This is a genomic window from Acidimicrobiia bacterium (assembly GCA_016650365.1).
Lineage (GTDB): Bacteria > Actinomycetota > Acidimicrobiia > Spongiisociales > JAENVV01 > JAENVV01.
In genome coordinates, this window is sequence record JAENVV010000220.1 from 1 (window position 1) to 18,340 (window position 18,340).

General features: G+C 60.6%; 16 protein-coding genes. 1 reads left to right on the forward strand and 15 read right to left on the reverse strand.

The genetic code is table 11. The features are described 5' to 3' along the window. The 15 genes from JJE47_13140 to JJE47_13210 form a co-directional block, all read right to left on the reverse strand. Nucleotides 1-461 (reverse strand): respiratory nitrate reductase subunit gamma (locus JJE47_13140; GenBank protein MBK5268371.1); only part of this gene is annotated, 461 nt, incomplete at its 3' end. Continuing rightward, nucleotides 458-979: a nitrate reductase gene (locus tag JJE47_13145; protein MBK5268372.1), complete on the reverse strand. Its 522-nt coding sequence runs from the start codon at nt 977-979 to the stop codon at nt 458-460. The genes JJE47_13145 and JJE47_13140, both read right to left, overlap by 4 nt. 20 nt (nt 980-999) lie before the next feature. Next, the gene (gene narH / locus JJE47_13150) at nt 1,000-2,511 is read right to left on the reverse strand and encodes a nitrate reductase subunit beta (GenBank protein MBK5268373.1); all 1,512 of its coding nucleotides are present in this window, start codon (nt 2,509-2,511) and stop codon (nt 1,000-1,002) included. After that, complete coding sequence (locus tag JJE47_13155) at nt 2,508-6,146, reverse strand: nitrate reductase subunit alpha (protein ID MBK5268374.1); 3,639 nt, start codon at nt 6,144-6,146, stop codon at nt 2,508-2,510. The genes narH and JJE47_13155 overlap by 4 nt, the downstream gene beginning before the upstream one ends. Beyond that, nucleotides 6,143-6,976, reverse strand: coding sequence for a c-type cytochrome (locus JJE47_13160; protein MBK5268375.1), 834 nt, complete (start codon nt 6,974-6,976; stop codon nt 6,143-6,145). The genes JJE47_13155 and JJE47_13160 overlap by 4 nt, the downstream gene beginning before the upstream one ends. Further along, nucleotides 6,973-7,377 carry an Rrf2 family transcriptional regulator gene (locus JJE47_13165; protein ID MBK5268376.1) on the reverse strand — a complete coding sequence of 135 codons (405 nt, stop codon included), beginning with the start codon at nt 7,375-7,377 and terminating at the stop codon, nt 6,973-6,975. The genes JJE47_13160 and JJE47_13165 overlap by 4 nt, the downstream gene beginning before the upstream one ends. A gap of 51 nt (nt 7,378-7,428) precedes the next feature. Continuing rightward, nucleotides 7,429-8,916 (reverse strand): MFS transporter, encoded by a 1,488-nt coding sequence (locus JJE47_13170; protein ID MBK5268377.1) that lies wholly within the window; start codon nt 8,914-8,916, stop codon nt 7,429-7,431. A 166-nt stretch (nt 8,917-9,082) separates the two neighbouring features. Next, a complete protein-coding gene (locus JJE47_13175) occupies nt 9,083-10,684 on the reverse strand; it encodes a NarK/NasA family nitrate transporter (protein MBK5268378.1) in 1,602 nt (533 codons plus the stop codon). A gap of 444 nt (nt 10,685-11,128) precedes the next feature. Continuing rightward, nucleotides 11,129-11,983: a c-type cytochrome gene (locus JJE47_13180; GenBank protein ID MBK5268379.1), complete on the reverse strand. Its 855-nt coding sequence runs from the start codon at nt 11,981-11,983 to the stop codon at nt 11,129-11,131. After that, nucleotides 11,983-12,522: a ubiquinol-cytochrome c reductase iron-sulfur subunit gene (locus tag JJE47_13185; GenBank protein ID MBK5268380.1), complete on the reverse strand. Its 540-nt coding sequence runs from the start codon at nt 12,520-12,522 to the stop codon at nt 11,983-11,985. The genes JJE47_13180 and JJE47_13185 overlap by 1 nt, the downstream gene beginning before the upstream one ends. After that, nucleotides 12,489-13,007 carry a menaquinol oxidoreductase gene (locus JJE47_13190; GenBank protein ID MBK5268381.1) on the reverse strand — a complete coding sequence of 173 codons (519 nt, stop codon included), beginning with the start codon at nt 13,005-13,007 and terminating at the stop codon, nt 12,489-12,491. Before JJE47_13190 ends, JJE47_13185 begins: the two co-directional genes overlap by 34 nt. Then, nucleotides 13,007-13,741, reverse strand: a complete 735-nt coding sequence (locus JJE47_13195; GenBank protein MBK5268382.1) for a cytochrome b N-terminal domain-containing protein — start codon at nt 13,739-13,741, stop codon at nt 13,007-13,009. The genes JJE47_13190 and JJE47_13195 overlap by 1 nt, the downstream gene beginning before the upstream one ends. Next, on the reverse strand, nt 13,738-15,531 hold the full coding sequence (locus tag JJE47_13200) for an FAD-dependent oxidoreductase (GenBank protein ID MBK5268383.1): 1,794 nt from the start codon (nt 15,529-15,531) through the stop codon (nt 13,738-13,740). The genes JJE47_13195 and JJE47_13200 overlap by 4 nt, the downstream gene beginning before the upstream one ends. After that, complete coding sequence (locus tag JJE47_13205) at nt 15,522-15,752, reverse strand: hypothetical protein (GenBank protein MBK5268384.1); 231 nt, start codon at nt 15,750-15,752, stop codon at nt 15,522-15,524. The genes JJE47_13200 and JJE47_13205 overlap by 10 nt, the downstream gene beginning before the upstream one ends. Before the next feature lie 93 nt (nt 15,753-15,845). Continuing rightward, nucleotides 15,846-16,331, reverse strand: coding sequence for a cupredoxin domain-containing protein (locus JJE47_13210; protein MBK5268385.1), 486 nt, complete (start codon nt 16,329-16,331; stop codon nt 15,846-15,848). Between the two features lie 461 nt (nt 16,332-16,792). On the opposite strand from JJE47_13210, the gene JJE47_13215 reads away from it, so the two are divergent. Continuing rightward, a complete protein-coding gene (locus tag JJE47_13215; protein ID MBK5268386.1) occupies nt 16,793-18,259 on the forward strand; it encodes an aminotransferase class V-fold PLP-dependent enzyme in 1,467 nt (488 codons plus the stop codon). Nucleotides 18,260-18,340 lie beyond the last annotated feature (81 nt).

Genomic DNA, 18,340 nt, shown 5'->3' on the forward strand with positions numbered 1-18,340 from the left:
AATACGGCGGTGCCCCAGAACGAACCCCATCGGTATCCGATGGCAGTCCACAAGCCGGTGACGATGGCGACAACGATAATCGCCAGCACCACCAGGTCGGCGCGGGTTGTCACTGCCCGGATCCGAAGGTTCGTGAACCGCCGATACAGCAGAATCATGAGTCCAACGCCAGCCCAGACAGCCAAAGCGATGCCTGTCCCCTCAAGAAGGTAAAGCCGGACCGGGGCACCGTTCCAAAACCTGATCCCACCCGGGATGATGAGTACCACCAGATGCGCCAGGAGGATGATCGTGATGCCCCAGTGGAAAGACACCGAACCCCAATACAGCTTGCGCTTCTCGAGGAGTTGAGAGGACAGCGCCGAAACCGAGAACGGATGGCGTCGCCACCGAATGACCGTCACCACAATCGCCAAAGTTGCTGCGACATAGGGAAACACAACAAACAGTAGGTTGTTCATCGGGGAGCTCCTGTCTCAGTGTGGCCCTCGACTGCTTGTTCCACCACATCTGCCGTGGCGGCCAGGAGATGCCTGTAGGGATTTGCAGATTCCGCTTTCTTCAGAGTGGTCCGCATGATGCCAATGGCTTTTGGCAGGTCGGCCATCAGGTCAGGGAGCGGCGAGGGGGTTGCGTCAAGGTAGCGGAGCACGGGGTCGAGATGATCAGGCAACTCGCCGTGCAAGTCGATTCCTACCCGCTCCATGTCTCGTTTCAGGTCGGCCATGAATTCACCCCGACGGTAGTTCTCACCCCACAGCACATACCCGACGTACGGGATGAAGAGGGGAGAGAGGTCGAGCGTGCGGGTGTGCAACTCTTCCCACTCGCCCAGGTCAAGTTGTCCGACCGCGTCGACGAATCGGCGCATGTGTTTGCCGATCGGGCCGTCGAGGTCGGCTACCGCTGTGGTGAGGGCTTCATGGCTCGTTGGGGTCGGATACCGATAGCCGGCAGCTACCACGGATCCGGGCCGCAGTGTGGTTGGTGGGGATCCCATCAGGCACCTCTTCTCGGCGGCTCGATGTACCCGAACCCGGTCTCGCCCTTGTAGGCGAGCGGGTCATTGAGCGTCTCGATCGAAACCTCCCGGTGATAGGGCGGAAGGACAAACCGGTCGTCGATGGTCGGGATGGTGGTCAATTTGTAGATGGCTTCGACCTCTTCGGGGGTGGTCCCGGCCGCCTCGAGCAAAGCGAGGGTCGATTCGGTGATTTCGCCGTCCACGCTCTGCCGGCGTTTGTACGTGCGTACGGCCAGCATCTTCTTCAACACTTTGCGGATGACCTCCTCGTCGCCGACCGAGAACAGATTGGCCAGGTACTGGACGGGGAGACGCGCCTTGTCGAGGTCTTCGAGCAGTTCGAAGTCCTCTCGTTCTTCCGGGAGATCCAACCTGGTCAGGTTTCCCTCGATCGAACTGATCACCGGTGACAGCGGCGGGATGTAGAACATCATCGCCGCGGTGCGGTACTCAGGATGAAGCGGTAGCGCCATGCCCCACACCTTTACGAACTGGTACACCGGCGAGCGGCGAGCGGCATCGATCCAATCGTCGCCGATGCCGGCCGCGGCCGCGGCGGCCACCACCCGGTCATCCCACGGATCGAGAATCATGTCGAGTTGGGCATCGAGCAGTTGATCCTCTGGCATCGAAACGACATCGGCGATACGGTCGGCGTCATATAACAACACACCCATGTAGCGGATCCGGCCAACGCACGAATGAGCGCAAGCAGGCGCCTGTCCGGTTTCGAGGCGCGGGAAACACAAGATGCACTTCTCGGATTTGCCAGTCGACCAGTTGTAATAGACCTTCTTGTACGGGCAAGCCGCCACGCACATCCGCCACGCCCGGCACTTGTCCTCGTTCACCAGTACGACGCCGTCTTCGGCGCGCTTGTATATGGCGCCACTCGGGCAGGCACCGACACAAGCCGGGTTCAAACAGTGGTTACAGATCCGGGGCAGATAGTTGAACACCACCCGCTCGATCTCACTCATTTGCTCGCGGATCGCCGCGTCGATGCCATTCATGCTCGGATCGTTGGCGGCATAAATGTCAGACCCGCCCAGGTCGTCGTCCCAGTTGGGGCCCGATGTGATCTCGATCGGCTGCCAGGTGATCTTCGAAACCGGCTCAGCGGTCGGTTGGTGCTCGCCCTGGGGCGAATCGAACAGATCGTTGTACTTGAACGTAAACGGTTCGTAGTAGTCGTCGAGTTCCGGCAGAGCAGGATTGAAGAACAGTTTGGCAAGCCCGCTGGCTCTCGAATGAAGCCGCAGTTTCAGGCGACCATTCTCGTCTCGTCTCCAACCGCCCTTGTAGTGATCCTGGTCCTCCCAACCGGTGGGGTAGCCGGTGCCGGGCCGGGTCTCGACATTGTTCCACCACATGTATTCGGCACCCTTGCGGTCGGTCCACAAGTTCTTGCAGGCAACCGAGCAGGTATGACAACCAATGCACTTGTCGAGGTGAAACAACATGCTCATCTGGGCACGCACTCTCATGGTGTCACCTCCCCGTTGTAGCTGGGTTTGTCGATCCTGCGCAGGTAGACGAACGTATCGCGATTCACACCGGTCGGCCCCCAGTAGTTGAAGGCGTAGGTGAACTGGGCGTAGCCGCCACTCATGAGGACTGGCTTGAGGCGGGTCCTGGTGAGCGAGTTGTTCATACCTGCTCGTTTGTTGCGGCGAGGCGAGATCGGGATGCCAACGGTCCGTTCGGTGGCGTGATAGACAAAGATCGTGCCCCGGGGAATCCGGGCAGAAGTTGTACACCGCTGCACGAACACTCCGTTGTCGTTGTACAGCTCAACCCAGTCGTTGTCGACGATTCCCAGGCCGGCGGCATCCTTGTTGTTGATCCAGACGGGATAGCCACCTCGGGAAAGCGTCATCATGCGATCGGTTTCCGAATACGTCGAGTGGATCGACCACTTGCCGTGGGGCGTGATGTAGTTGAACAACTGACCGTCCTGGCCTTCGGCGAGTGATTCCTCGGTCTCCGACAGCATGGCGTGGTCAGGGCGCGGCTTGTATACCGGAAGGCTTTCGCCCCACGCCAGGTACTGCTCATGGTCGAGGTAAAAATGCTGGCGGCCCGTCAGGGTTCGCCATGGAATCAGTTCCTCGACGTTGAGCGTGAACGGGTTGTACGCCCGACCCTTGCCGACCTTTCCGCTCCACGTTGGGGTGGTGAGAATCCGCCGGGGTTGGGCGACAATGGCGGCGAAGTTGGTCCGGATGTCCCGTTCGCCGGCCGCGAGATGCGTCAGACTCAGTCCCGTCTTGGCCTCTTCGGCTTCGAAAGCCCGGTGGGCAAGTTCGCCGTTGGCGGCCGGGTCGAGCGCCAGAATCGCCTCAGCTACTTGTCGCCCTCGTTCGAGGGACGGCATAACAGGACTGTCTGCCGACTCCCGAGCACCGGGCTGCTTGCGAGCCAGTTCGTCGTAGAAATCGGCCACCGGGATTGTTAGCCCATGGGCGGAAACCCCATTCGTCCGAACGCCCTCGCCGAGGTTGATCATCTTGTCGTAGATCCGCCGGTATTCGCGTTTGACGATCTTGAATTTCGGCATGGTCTTGCCCGGGATCGCCTCGACCTCGCCGGTCCGCCAATCGCCCATTTTTGGCTGGGCCAGTTCGTCTGGGGTGTCGTGAACGAGCGGCTGCATGACGACGTCTTCAACCACCTCGGGCAGATTGCCGGCCGACAGCTCGGACACTTTCTTGGCGATGGCCTTGAAAATGTCCCAGTCGTCCTTCGACTCCCAGGCGGGTGGCACCGCCGCTTGCATCGGGTTGATGAACGAATGCATGTCGGTGGTGTTCAGATCGTCCTTTTCATACCAGGTCGCCGCGGGTAGGACGATGTCCGAATACAGCGCAGACGTGTCCATGCGGAAATTGAGATCCACGACCAGATCCATCTTGCCGATGGGAGCGTCCGGGCGTACCGTTACCTCTACAACACCGTGATCGTCCGGTTCGGTGGCGATGGCCGTCGAATGGGTTCCCAGATAGTGCTTGAGGAAGAACTCGTGGCCCTTGGCGGAAGTACCGATGGCGTTGCCCCGCCAGATGAACCACGTTCGCGGCCATGACTCGGGAGCGTCCGGGTCGTCGATGGCGAACTCGACGTCACCAGATTTGAGTCCGTCTACGACATGTTTGACTACGGCTTCGTCAGTGTCGGCACCCAGGCGACGCGCTTCTCGAACCAGGCTGATCGGGTTCTGCTTGAACTGCGGGAAGAACGGCAACCATCCTTGTCGGACGGCGCGAGCCTGATGATCGATCGTGTGATCGAATCGTTCGGGGTGGTTTTCTGGCAGCGAGTCGTATTCCCGATAGCCCCGTTCATAGCGCCACTGATCGGAGTGCACGTAGTGGAACGAAGGGGTGTTCTGATGGCGAGGCGGCATGCCCCAGTCGGCGCCCATGGCAATGGAGCCCCAGGAGGCGTGGGCAACCAGCTTTTCCTGACCGACATAGTGGGCGAGGCCCCCACCGTTGACTCCCACCGAACCGGTCAGCATGAGAGCCGTGATGGCCGAGCGATACAGGAGGTTGTTGTGGTACCAATGGTTGGCGCCGGCGCCGATGATCACCATATTCTTACCATTGGTGAGCTCGCCGTTGCGACCCCATTCTCTGGCGAACTTGATGAGCGTGTCACGGTGGATGCCCGTGTACTGCTCCTGCCAGGCTGGCGTGTAGGGCACGTCCTCATCGTCGTAGCTCTTGGCATCAAATCCGGGCAGCCCGCGCTCGACTCCGAATCGAGCCATAAGCAGGTCAAAGGTCGTCGTCACTTTGATGGGTCCGTCGGCGGTTTCGATGATTCGAACGGGAACCGAGCGGGTGATGGTGCCGTCGTTTCCGAAGAAGTCGAGTTTGACCTCGGCCACTTCGTCGTACTTGTCGATGAAGCTGAGTTGCGGCTTGATGGCCTGGCCGGTGACCGCGTCCTCAAGTTTCAGGTTCCAGTTGCCCTTCTTCTCCTTGGCCCACCGGTCGCCGATGGCGCCGTTGGGCATGCGAGGTGCGTCCGTCGCCTCGTCCCACATGAGGAGCTTCCAATCTCCGTTTTCAATGTCCCGGTACCGGTCCAAAACGTTGGCGCGCACGTATTGGCCGGGAACCCCGTCATCGACCGCGATCAGGAACGGGAGATCGGTGTACTGCTTGGCATAGTCCTGGAAGTAGGGGACTTGCCGCTTGGCATACAACTCCGTGAGCAGCACATGGTCGACGGCCAGCCAGAAGGCAGTGTCCTGACCCGGATTTGAGGGGATCCACCAGTCGGCGTACTTGGCCACCTGGGAGAAGTCGGGGCTGAACACGACCAGCTTGGCACCGGCATGGCGAACCTCAGCGATGAAATGGGTGTCAGGAGTTCGCGTCATGTTCAGGTTTGACCCGACCACCGCAATGAACCGGGAGTTGTACCAGTCGGCCGATTCCGGGACGTCGGTTTGCTCGCCCCATACCTCCGGTGAGGCGGGTGGGAGGTCGCAGTACCAGTCGTAGAAGCTCATGATGACGCCACCAATGAGCGACATGAACCTGCTGCCGGCGGCGTAGCTCACCTGCGACATGGCGGGAATCGGCGAGAAGCCGGCCACCCGATCTGGCCCGTGCCTTTTGATCGTGTGGACCGTTGAGGCGGCGGCCATCTCCACGGCTTCGTCCCAGCTGATCCGGCGGAAGCCACCCTTGCCGCGAGCCGTTTGATAGCGACTACGCATTTGCGGATCGTCCTGGATGCGAGCCCAGGCCGCCACCGGGTCGTCGAGAGATTCCTTTTTCGCTTTTCGATACATGTCGATGAGTACGCCGCGGGCGTAGGGATACTTCACCCGGATGGGCGAGTAGAGGTACCAGGAATAGGAAATGCCCCGTTGACACCCGCGCGGCTCATAAGGAGGAAGACCCTCTTCGAGTTGTGGGTAGTCCGTGGCCTGAAGCTCCCACGTGACGATGCCATCCTTGACGTAGACCTCCCACGAGCAGCTACCGGTGCAGTTCACACCGTGGGTTGTCCGGACGCGCTTGTCGTGGGCAAAGCGGTTGCGATAGAACTCTTCCCATTTGCGAGCAGCGGGGTCGACGGTTTCGTTGATCCAAAAGTCGTTCATGGCGTGCTCCTCAGTCGCTCAACGTACGTTCGTCGCAGTCCTCGCGACGCAATTGCCAGTCCGACAAATAGGACTGCGGTTCCTGCCAGTCCCAAGGCCGTCATGAAATCTGTGTTGGAAGCAGGTGTTTGGGTGCTGGCCTCAGCCAGGAAGGCAACGACATCGACGATTTCCTGCTCGGCCAAGGGCTTCTCTGAGAAGATGGGCGTCATGACCGGCGATGGCGGGGTGGCCAGCCAACCAACCAGTCCAGGTTGGCCACCGAGGCGATCCAACACATGGGTGAGGTCGGGTCCCAGGGTCGGCCCGCCCAGTCCGTCCACGGTCCCGGCGACATGACATGCGGCGCAGGCCGGTCCACCGTTGCTGAACGAAGTCGACCCGACGAACAGGGCTTGGCCCCGGTCGGAGTTAGGGGGGCCGGCCGCGCCGGCTGGAGTTGAGGCGATGGGAGGTGCTTGGGCGAGCGTCGTCACATGGGCGACAACTGCAGCCACTTCGGCGTCGGTCAAGGCCACCGCTGGCATGGTGTCGTTGTAGCCAACCCCGAGCACCTCGATTGGTCCGGTTAGTCCTTCTCGGATGACCGATTCGACAAAAGCGGGGTCTGTGGCTGCCGGGTTGGCCGCCAATTGGGGGTACTTGCCGGGAATGCCTTGCCCGTAGGCCTGGTGGCAGGAGGAGCAATTGTCCGCAAAAATCTGGGCCCCATCTTCTGTGGGCTGGATCGCGGTTGCCGTCGCCCCGGCCGCCGCGGGGCCTTGGACGAGGGCCGGGATGCCGAGGAGCGCAAAAAACCCCACCAGCGCAATTTGGGCGATACGGGTCATGAAGCTGTCCTCTCTTGTGTGGTGGCGTCGAGAACCGGCGTTTTGGCAAGTTCCCTGAGCAGCGCAGAGCGCCCTCGGATCCATGCCTCGTGCATGGCGCACTGGTCGACGATGGGACACGGGGTTCCCTGAAGAACGCACTTGTCGTTGATGGTTGGGCCTTCGACGGCTTCGATAAGCGAGAGCATCGAGATCGGTGCAATGTCGACTGCCAGCCGGTAGCCGCCAGTCGGGCCGCGATCGGATTTCACCCAATCGGCGTCCACCAATGGCTTCATGATCTGGGCAATAAACGACGTTGTGGTATTGATCAGTGGGGCAAGGTCCTTGCCCTTGACCGGGGCTCGGGCCGTGGCGAGCACCCGAAGCGCCTGAAGCGCCAGGTCCGTTTTGCGGGTCATCTCCAACCTCACGCTATGGCCTCCCTGGCTTGGCTGGCGGGATCACGTGGTTCATGAGGCCGCCAGCCCATCGGCGAAGGCGCCTTCTGGCTCCTTGAGGAAAATCATTACGTACACAAAGCTGAAGGCGGCGCCGGCCGCGAGCACAAAGAAGAAGGTTCGCGCATCCACCATGGAGTAGAGCACGAGATAGAGCACCGCACCGACATTGCCGAACGCCCCGGCCATGCCGGCTACTTGTCCGGTCATGCGGCGGTTGATAAGCGGGATAATCGCGAACGTGGCCCCTTCGGCACCCTGCACAAAGACCGAACACGTAACGGTAATAAGGATCGCCAACCAGATCGGCCAAGCGGATCCGATGAAGCCCATTCCGAGGAATCCGAGTGAGATCCCAACCATATAGCCGGTCATGACCATCTTGCGGTTCTTCATCTTGTCCGAGATGAGTCCACCCAACGGTCGGGCGAACAGATTGACGAACGCGAACGAAGAGGCGATCAAACCGGCGGTGGCCGGCGTGACTTCGAACGTCCCTTCGAAAAAAGCCGGGAGCATCGAGACCACGGCCAATTCGGCCCCAAAGTTGGCCACGTACGTCGTGTTGAGAGCGGCCACGCTGGCGAACGGATATTTGTCTTCTTCGGCCACTCCTGCTTTGAGGATCGGCAGATTGACCTGCAGCGTCTTGAGCACGTGGACGCCGTAGAAGAGGGCCAAGCCGCCATAGATCAGCCACAACGAGTTGTTCGGGATGAGGGCTGAGTCGATTCCGTCGGTGCCGGTGATTTGGATACGACTGATGCGCCAGGCCAACAAGCCAAGAGCGCCGAAGATCGGGAATGACCACAGGATGTACTGGACGAGATCGCCGTATGAACTGACGGTCATCGGCTGAGTTTTCTTGGTTCCTGTGAACTCGACGCCGTCCGGGGTGTCGCGTACGGCGTGGTAGTAGTAGATGCCATACAGCAGGCCGACGAGCCCGTTGAGGAAGAGCGCCCAGCGCCACCCATCGGCGACGTTGAACCATTTCTCTAGGAACGTCAGAGCGAACCATGGCAACGTCATGGCCGCCCACGCCGACCCGAAGTTTCCCCATCCGGCGTAGAAGCCTTCGGCGCGCCCGATCATCTTGGGCGGGAACCATTGGGCGACCATGCGAATACCAACGACGAACCCGGCACCGATGGTGGAGAGGAGGAGGCGGGAAACCATCAACTGGGTGAGGGTGTTCCCGAAAGCGAAGGCGAAGGCCGGGAACGCCATCGTGATAAGGAGACCCGAGAAAACGACCCGGGGTCCGTAGCGATCGATGAGTGCCCCGACCACGATGCGAGCCGGGATCGTAAAAGCCACGTTGATAATGGCCAGGACCTTGAGATGTTCCGGGGTGAGCCAGGCGACTTCTCGCAGCATGGTGGTGGCCAGGGGCGCCATGTTGAACCAGATATAGAACGAGATGAAAAACGCGATCCATGTCAGGTGGAGGGTTCGAATCCTCTCCTGTTTGAAGTCGATCAACTCTGGCCGCTTCATTTTCGCTCTCCTTGGCGGTCAATGCCGGGTCGCCCAACCGGCAATCGTTCGTTCACACCTCTGAGTTTCTTAGTTGTTGACTACACAAATCGAAAGGTACCTTGGCGTTTCTTGGCTGCGCCAGAGCCGAAGGTCCTATTCGGTTGGCGCGATTGGCGGATTGGGCTCACGGGTTCTGGTACTCGGCCTTCGGACCCAGGTAATACCACCAGTTCAGAAACAGGCAGATGACATAGAATCCGGCGAAGGCGAACAGTGCCACCTCCGGCGTGGTCTTCGTGATCTGCTCGCCGAATTCTTGGGGAACGACGAAGGCGCCGTAAGCGGCTACTGCTGATGTCCACCCCAGGACGGGTCCCGCCTGCTCCTGGTCGAACACCATGGCGATTGTGCGAAATGTCGACCCGTTGCCGACCCCGGTGGCCGCAAAGAGAACCAGGAACAGAAGGAAGAAGGGGACGAAGAAGTCCTCTGGTGTGGCCGACTGGTACGCCTGTTTCATGAAATAGGCGACTCCCAGGGCGCTTCCGATCATCACGATCGATACCCACTGCGTCACCCGGGCGCCGCCCACCTTGTCTGCGATCCAGCCGCCGACAGGGCGGATGAACGCCCCAATGAAGGGTCCCATCCATGCGAACGTGAGCGCAGACGGACCGTTGGGATTCACGAGGTCGTGGATCATGACTCCGTCGACCATGACGTGCTGAAATCCGAAAATGACTTTGATCGCCAGAGCGAAACCAGCCGAGTAGCCGATGAAGCTGCCGAACGTCATGGTGTAGATGACGCTCATGATCCAGGTGTGTTTGTTTTTGAATATCTTGAACTGACGCTCCAGGTTTGGCTTGATGTCTCCGCGCAGTTGCCGGAGGAGAAACACCGTTGCCCACATCACCAGGGCGAGGACCGGGTACTTGGCCCACGTCCACCCGAGTCCAGTCGGACTTGGCAGGATCACAAAGAGCCCGATCGCAGCCGGAATGAATGCCAGGCCCAGCATTCCGCTGATTTTTCCGAACGAGTTGAGCGGAGAGCCGATGTTGGGTGATACATGTTCCGCCCGGATATTGTCCATCTTGAACCAGCCAAGAAAGGCCAACGGAATCAGGAGTGCCAGCCAAACAAATCCGGCATTCTGTATCCAGGTCTGCGATCCAGCTGCGATCTGGCCGATGAGCGTACCTGACGCTGTCTCGAGGATCATCGAGCCGCCACCGAAGATACCGAACGTCATGACGAGCGGAATCAAGATCTGCATGGTGGTCACTCCGGCGTTGCCGAGGCCGGCGTTGAGTCCGAGCGAGAGGCCCTGCATCCGCTTCGGGTAGAAGAAGCTGATGTTCGACATGGACGAGGCGAAGTTCCCACCGCCCAAACCCGACAGGAAGGCAAGAAGCTGGAACGCCCACAGAGGCGTGGTCTGAGATAACAGAGCGAATCCGGTTCCTAGGGCCGGAATCATCAGCAGTGCGGTTGTGAAGAAGATTGTGTTCCGGCCGCCGGCGATTCGAATCAAGAAACTACTTGGAATCCGAAAGGTGGCACCAGATAGCCCGGCAATGGCCGACAGGGTGAATAGTTCGGCGTTCGTGAACGGAAACCCGAGGTTGAGCATCTGGACCGTGATGACGCTCCAGTAGAGCCACACGGCGAACCCAACCAGAAGGCTTGGAATCGAGATCCAGAGGTTCCGCTTGGCGATCTTCTTGCCGGTAGACTCCCAGAACTCCTCGTCTTCGACGTTCCACTCGGTGATGTCAGCCATTCTGTTCCTCTCCAAACTTCGGGGTTGCAAGAATCTTCAGGTCAGGTTCCGAACGACGCCAGGTTCATAGCGGTCTACGTTGGCCGCTGCGTCGTCCTCTCCCGGTCTGCTCGTCTCAGTCGCCCCGCTTGCACCCTCTCTCCATATTCCTGAGTTCCTAACTCAGAAACTCCAGGTAAATATGTTGATTTCCGGGATAAATGAACAGGGTCCAATGGCCCTATTGAGCGATTTTCCCTAGGACAGACCCATCAATGTCCTCAATGGCGAGGATGGTGCCGGCCCGGTCGGGATGAGCTGAACGGCAGGGGTTGCGATGCGATATTGCCGTCGATGGCGTCGAGTGCCCCGTCGTCGTGGCCCGGATTGTGGTGAAGGTGGGTTGGTTGGGGCGTAGGACAGCTGAGTTGGGCCGACCGAGATGCGCTTCACATGCGGGTTAGCTCAGCCGACGCTGAAAACCGCCCGCATACCCATCCGGTAATGACTTGCGAGGTTGCAGATCATGGCATAGTTACCTGCCTCGAGTGTGACAGTCAATGTCTTCGTCTCGCCAGGTAGGACGCTACCGATTTCGTCGATGTGCGTTACACCGGGTCCCTCTTCCATTACCTCGTCGGTGGTGGCGTCGAAGGGCAGGTCCGTGATGGCGAGGTCGGTCCTGAATAGTACGAATTCGTGTTCTTCGTTGCCGGTGTTGGTTACGACGAATGTGACCTCGCCGGCCGGCATGGTGGTCGCCGATGAAGTCAGAACCATGGTGGTGGCGTCTACCTCGGTCAGCGTGATCGCCACTTCAGGCCCCTGTCCGGTGCTCGTTGTCGTGGCTGTGTTGCTGCTGGTGGCGGCTGTCGTCAGCATGGCCCGCCAGTCGGGCCGGTCCGGGGCCTCGGCCCGCCAGGAATCCACATAGGAGGCGACCGCCCGGATCTGTTCGGAGGTCAATGGGCCACCGAGGTCAACACTCCAGGCCACCATCGCGGTCCCCGGTACGCCATGTGAAACCAGGGCGATGATCTGCTCGAGGACCGCACTATCGAGAAATTGTTTGGAGTTGAGCGCCGGCGCATCGACACCCTCCCCTTGCCCGCCGTGGCATGAAGCGCAGCCGTCACGGTAGAGGCTCTCTCCCTCGGTTTGTAGGTGGGTCTCCTGCAGTTCTCTTGCCTCGGCCCGTGCGCCCGGCTCGTACAACCGGTAGAGCGGAAAGGCCAGCACGAAGAGTGCCATCAACACCACTCCAGCCGACATCCACCGGTTGGTAGACGATTCGAACCCGGTGTCAGTATGTTCGGGCATTAGTCACCTTCTCCAACACATCTGGGTCCGGCTGGTGGTTCATTGATTGTTTCGGGTCCGATCGGTCCGCCTGGCGTAACGTCGCTTGTATCGATGACCAATGATCCGTCGACCACAGATGTAGCGAGCCGATCCATGTTGCGGGGCGATGGTCCGGCCCGGTATTCACCGAGCCGGTTGAAGACCGATCCGTGACAAGGACATTCGAACTCTTGGGAGGATTCGCACCAGGGTACCCGGCAGCCTAGATGGGGGCATTTCCATGAGAGGGCGACAACTTCGTCGCCTGCCCGGGTCAGGTATCCGCGGGCGGCTTTGATCTCGACGACTCCGGTGGCCGGGACGGCTTGCGGCGGTAGGGCCTTTACTTGGGCGGTGAGGCTTGACGCGGCAGAAGGGCGGAGCAAATCCCATCCGGTCCAGGCACCGGCCGCGGCCATGAGTCCGCCACCGGCGGCCCACATCCGGGTCAGAAACTTCCTGCGGGATAATTCGTTGTTGTGTGTCATAGTTCTCCGTACCAGGCGTTCCATGGCCATACCCAGCCCCAGTCGGGTCCCCGGAAGGCGAACCCGATAATCGTCAAGACGATCCAGGCAACCAGGAATGTCGTGAATATCACTATTGCCACTTTTCGAGCTCTGCTTTGGCGGCTGGGATTGCGGTCGAGGTACGGCAGGGCCATGGCGCCAAGGACCACGGTTCCCGGCACCAGGATCCCGGCCACGAGTGGGTGGTAGTGGCTTAAGAGTTCCTGGAGTCCCGCAAAATACCAGGGGGCTTTCTCCGGGTTCGGGGTCAGGGCCGGGTTGGCGATTGATCGTAAGGGTGCATCGAAGAGGATCGCCACAACCAGGACCAGGAGCAGCACCACCAGGGCGGCGACGGCATGTCGCACCAACAAGTGCGGCCACACCATTACGGATTCCTGTTCCTGAGGTACTTTGCGATCGCCGACTGGCGGCACTCCCGGTACGACTCCAAGGACCCGTTTGCCTTCAGTTACGAAGGGTTCCTCGGCCATTACACGGCCTCTTTTCCGTCGTGGTCGGTATCGAGCATGCTGTCTTTGCGCCAACGCCACAGGTGTAGGGCTATCACGACGACGACCACGGTTGGCAGGAGAGCAACATGCAGGACATAGAACCGGATGAGGGTGGCTGATCCCACCTGTTGTCCGCCGATCAGAACGTCGGAAACCTGCTGGCCAATGATTGGTACGTAGGCGGCCATGGACGTGCCGACCGTAACTGCCCAATAGGCCAACTGGTCCCAGGGAAGGAGATAGCCGGTAAACGACAGGAGCAAAGTCAACACCAGCAACACGACACCGATGACCCAGTTGAATTCTCGCGGCGACTTGTAGGCACCGCGGTAGAAGACCCGTGCCATATGGGCGGCAACCGCCAGGACCATAAAGTGGGCTGACCACCGGTGGACGTTGCGAATGTACTGGCCAAAAGGTACCTGGGTCTGGATGAACTGGATGTTGCCGTAGGCGGTTGTCGGCGAAGGTACGTAGAAGAACATCAGGTAGATGCCTGACACCACCAACGAACCGAAGAGGGCCAGCGAGGCGACGCCGAGATACCACGAGTATCGGAAATAGACCTCCTCGCGGCGGATCTTGACCGGGTAGATATGGAGAAAAAAGTTCGACCAGTGTCCGGCGGCCCTGTCGCGGGTCGTAACCCGATTCGGGTTGCGAATCACCGACCTTCCGAGGGTGCTTGCTCGGAAACGTTTGCCAATTGTCATGCCGGAACTCCAATCCCCGACCAAATGCCCATGCTTAGAGCATCGGTCGGACAACGATCTACGCAAAGAGCACACCGAATGCAGGCGCGCTCGTCCAACAAAAGCGCAGTACCGGCCCCAAGGTGCGGGGCGACCTCGCTCGCTGGGACGATCGACAAGACATCGACCGGACATACATCCACGCACAAGGCGCACAACACGCACCGATCGGTGTCCAGAAGGATGTTCGCGAAACAACGGAGGCACCGGGCTGCTTCGCACCGGGCTTCTTGCTCGGTAAACCCCAACTCGACTTGGTTGAGACCAATCCGGCGGCCACTGGGCAGCGAGGGTACTTCGAGACGGTTTTGCCGATCATAAAGGTCGGTGTTCCGATGGAATTGGTCGAGAACCACCATCTGCCCACCCGGTCTTGCTGCAGGCTCCTCCCCGGAGAGCGATTGGTGGATGGCCGAGGCGACTCTGCGACCGTCGGCGATGGCGTCGATGAGGTTGCGGGGTCCGGAAGCGGCGTCGCCGCCCGCCCATACGCCCGGGATCGTCGTGCTCAGATCGTCATCCGTGGCGATCGTGTGTCGGGGGGAGATGGACGGCCCCTCCTCGCCGAGGGCGGCCAGGTCGATGGCCTGGCCGATGGCGAGGATCACCGTGTCGCAGTCGATGATGTTGCGGTCGTCCGGGTCGAACTCGGGGGCGAAGCGCCCTTCCGCGTTGAAAACGGAGGTCACTCCGATGGTCTCGAGGCCTGTGGCATGACCATCCTGTGTCACGATCCGAGCCGGTCCTCGTCGGTGCATGAATTCGATACCCTCGATCGAGGCTTCGATCAGTTCGAACTCGTCGGCAGGCATTTCGTCCTTGGACTCAAGTGATACGACAGTGACCTGCTGGGCTCCAGCCCTGACTGCCGTTCTGGCAGCATCCATGGCCTGGGTGATCGCTTCGCGAACCTCTTGTTCCTCGTACGGTTCCTGGCTAGCCGACACATCTTCATAGGCGGCCGCTCGCAAGGCTGTTCTGGCGGCGTCCATCGCCACGTTGCCGCCACCGATGACCACAACTTTCGCCCCCACTTCGACCTGAAAACCCTGATTGACGTTGATGAGGTACTCGATGGCACGAAGGACGCCATCCGCTTGATGTCCTTCAATATCGAGGTCCCGTCCCTGGGTCGCTCCGATGGCCAGAAACACAGCGTCGTAGTCGCGCCTCAGATCATCGAGTTTGATATCGGTACCGAGCCGTGTGTTCAATTGAACTTGCACGCCGAGGTCGACGATCGCCCCGATTTCAGCGTCGAGCAGTTGTCGGTCGAGTCGATATTCGGGGATGCCGAGTTTCATCATCCCGCCCAAAACGCCGGTCGACTCGAAGACCGTCACGCCGTAGCCAAGCCGTCGCAGATCGTGAGCGGCCGCGAGTCCAGCCGGGCCCCCGCCGACGATTGCCACCCGCTCGCTCCGCTCAGGTGGTGGCGCGGAGCGCGGCTCGTCCCACTCTGACGCGGGTCCGGCTTCTACCCCGTATTTCTCGGTTACAAATCGTTTGAGGGCTCGAATGGCGATGGGGCGATCGATCTCACCTCTGCGGCAGGCGTCCTCACAGGGAGCGGCACACACCCGGCCACACACCGAGGCGAACGGATTTGGCAACCGGGCGGTCAGATAAGAATGGTGGTCCTCACCATCGGCGATTGCTGCCACATACAGGCCGGCGTTGGTGTGGACGGGGCAGGCGGCCAGGCATGGGATATTCTCATCGAAATACTGCAGTGGTTCGATCAGATCCATCCTTTGGCCTGGAGGTTCCGAAGGGTCCACATACCGGCGACGAGGAAGCCGAACCAGACTCCCGACCCGACCAAGTCACGGACCGCGGACGGGGCACTGCTAATGAACGACACGCCAAGCAGCCGGGACGGAAGCCAGACGGTGGCGATGACGAAATAGGCGAAGATGAGTACGGCTTTGCCGATGGCCTGTGGCCATGACCCAGGTTTCGTTGGTGGCACAACAACTCCTCCTGTTTGATCAGCTTACGTTACTGAACCCCACGGCCGGCTGTCAGCCGGCCGTGGGGTCTAATTGCCGTTTCTGTTCGTTATCTAGGGGGTGACGGTGAAGGCAGAACGCATGCCCTTGCGGTAGTGCCCCTCAAAGTTGCAGATCAGGGCGTAGTTTCCGGCTTCCATCGTCACGGTCAATGTCTTGGTCTCGCCAGGCATGATGCTTTCGATTTCGTCCAACGCTACGACGCCTTCACCGTCTTCGAGCACCTCGTCGGCAGCTTCGTCGAAAGGCAGATCGGCGATACCAAGGTCGGTCTTCAAAACGACGAACTCGTGTTCCTCGGTACCGGTGTTGGTTATGACAAACGTGACCTCGCCCGCTGCCGCGCTTGCCGGATCGGGAGTAAGGAGCATCGAGTCGGCGCTGACATCAGCCAGTGTGATGATTACTTCACCGGGGTTTCCGGCTGCGGCGGCGGTTGTGTCTGAGGATGCTGCCGCGGTAGTGGTGGTTGCCGTGCTTGAGCAGGCGCCCAAGAGCAATGTGAGTAGAGCAAATGCGATAGTGAGTCTTCGGATCATGGGGTGCCTTCTTTGGTTGTCAAGGTTCCTTGCGTGCTCTTATGACAAGCACTAACACCTCATCATATGGTTGGTCGTGTTACGAAGCGGCGGGATCTTCGGGTTTGGGCCCTTTAGGGTCTTAAGGCCCTAACTGGCTAACCCGTGGCTGCCGGCCTGCCCTCGGAGAAGGGGTTTCGCCCGCCGCCGCGATCGCCGGATCTCGCCGGCACCGCGACCGAAACGAACCCGGCATCCGTACCTGGCGTTCGGTCGGAAAAGGAACCAGAACCCTGCTCCGCCGTGGTGACAACGTCGAGTTGCTCTTCCGGTGAGGCCAGCTGGGGAGGACCTTGGTCACTTGGCGGCACCAAGGGTGATGGGGCGGGCGTCGAAGGACTCAGCACCGTCTTTCCTCGAAGGGTCGATGTCGGCGGCTTGTCGGACAACTGACCCCTGACCGTCCGCCTAGTCTGCCCTCCATGAATTCAGGCCCGGAGACAGGTGCATTCGCACGCCACCTCGGAAAGATCGCAGCAGCCCTCGACCGTTTCGTCGAATTCGAGCACCCCGATGCGCTCGTCAATGCCGACGTCTGGCGCAAACAACTGGGCGGACCGCTCCCGACCGACGGCGCCGGCATCGACGCCGTGATCGCCGAACTCACCGACGTGCTCATTCCCAACGGATCCCGCATCTCGGAGCCCGGATTCTCGGGTTTCATCACCACCGGGCCAACGACTGCTCCCACGGCGGCGGCGACGGCGAGTGCCATCGCCGCTCCCCAGCGTTACACCATGAGTGCGTTCAACTTCGTCGAAGAGGTCTCACTGTTGTGGCTGGCCGAGCTGGCCGGGTTGGGGTCACACATGAAGGGCGTCTACGTGAGCGGCGGCTCCGTGGCCAATCTGGTGGCGCTTGGGGCGGCCCGCCAACACGCCTACGAAGCCGTGGGCATCGACCCCGGGGCCGACGGCCTCACCGGGCCGTCACCGGTCATCTATACGTCTAGCGAGGCTCATCACACGGTCCAGCGCGCCGCCGGGGTTCTGGGTCTCGGACGGTCGGCCATCCGTTTCGTGCCCATCGACGAACGGCAACGGATGAGACCGGACGCGTTAGAACAAATGATGAGAGACGATCGGGCGGCCGGGTTGTTGCCCGTGGCGGTCGTCGCCGCTGCCGGCACCACCAATACGGGGGCGATCGACCCGCTGTCCGCGTTGGGCGACATCGCCCGCGCCAATGGCGTCTGGTTTCACGTCGACGGTGCCTACGGTCTGTTGGGACGGCTCGACGAACGGGTCGCAGACCGGTATGCCGGTCTGGAACTCGCCGATTCGGTCATCGTCGATCCGCACAAATGGTTGGCAGCCCCGGTGGGAGTGGCGGCGGCGTTCGTGCGGGATCGGGCCATCCTCCACCGCGCCTTCACGCAGGGACCGGCCGAGTATCTCGAAGGCTCGTTTGTGGCCGACGACGACATTCACAACTCGATGGATTCCATGGGGATTCCGTATGGCGATTTCGCGGTCGAACTGTCAGCTCCTGCTCGAGGTGTGCAGGTGTGGGCGGTCATCCGGGAACTGGGCGTCTCCGGGATACGCGATTTCATCGTGCACGACAACGACCTCGCCCGGCGGGTGACCGCGGCCGCCCGAGCCCATCCCCGACTCGAAGCGTTGACCGAACCCGAGCTGTCCATCGCCTGTTTTCGCTATCGGCCGCCCAACCAGTCGACCGACGGGCTCAATGACCTCAACGAGCGGATTCTCCGCCGCCTCGTACGCGAAACGGCTTTCGCTCCTAGCGCCACCGTCGTGGCCGGCGCTTTCGCCATCCGCCCCTGCTTCATCAATCCGCGCACCACTCTCGCCGACGTCGACGGGATGGTCGAAGCGGTAGTGCGACTCGGCGACGACGAGTCCGGGAGCGGTGAGGGCCCTTAGGCCCGGGCGTCTTCGATTCCAGGCCGCCTCATTGGATGGTATCACTGTGATACCATCCCCTCCCATGCCTATGACGTTGCG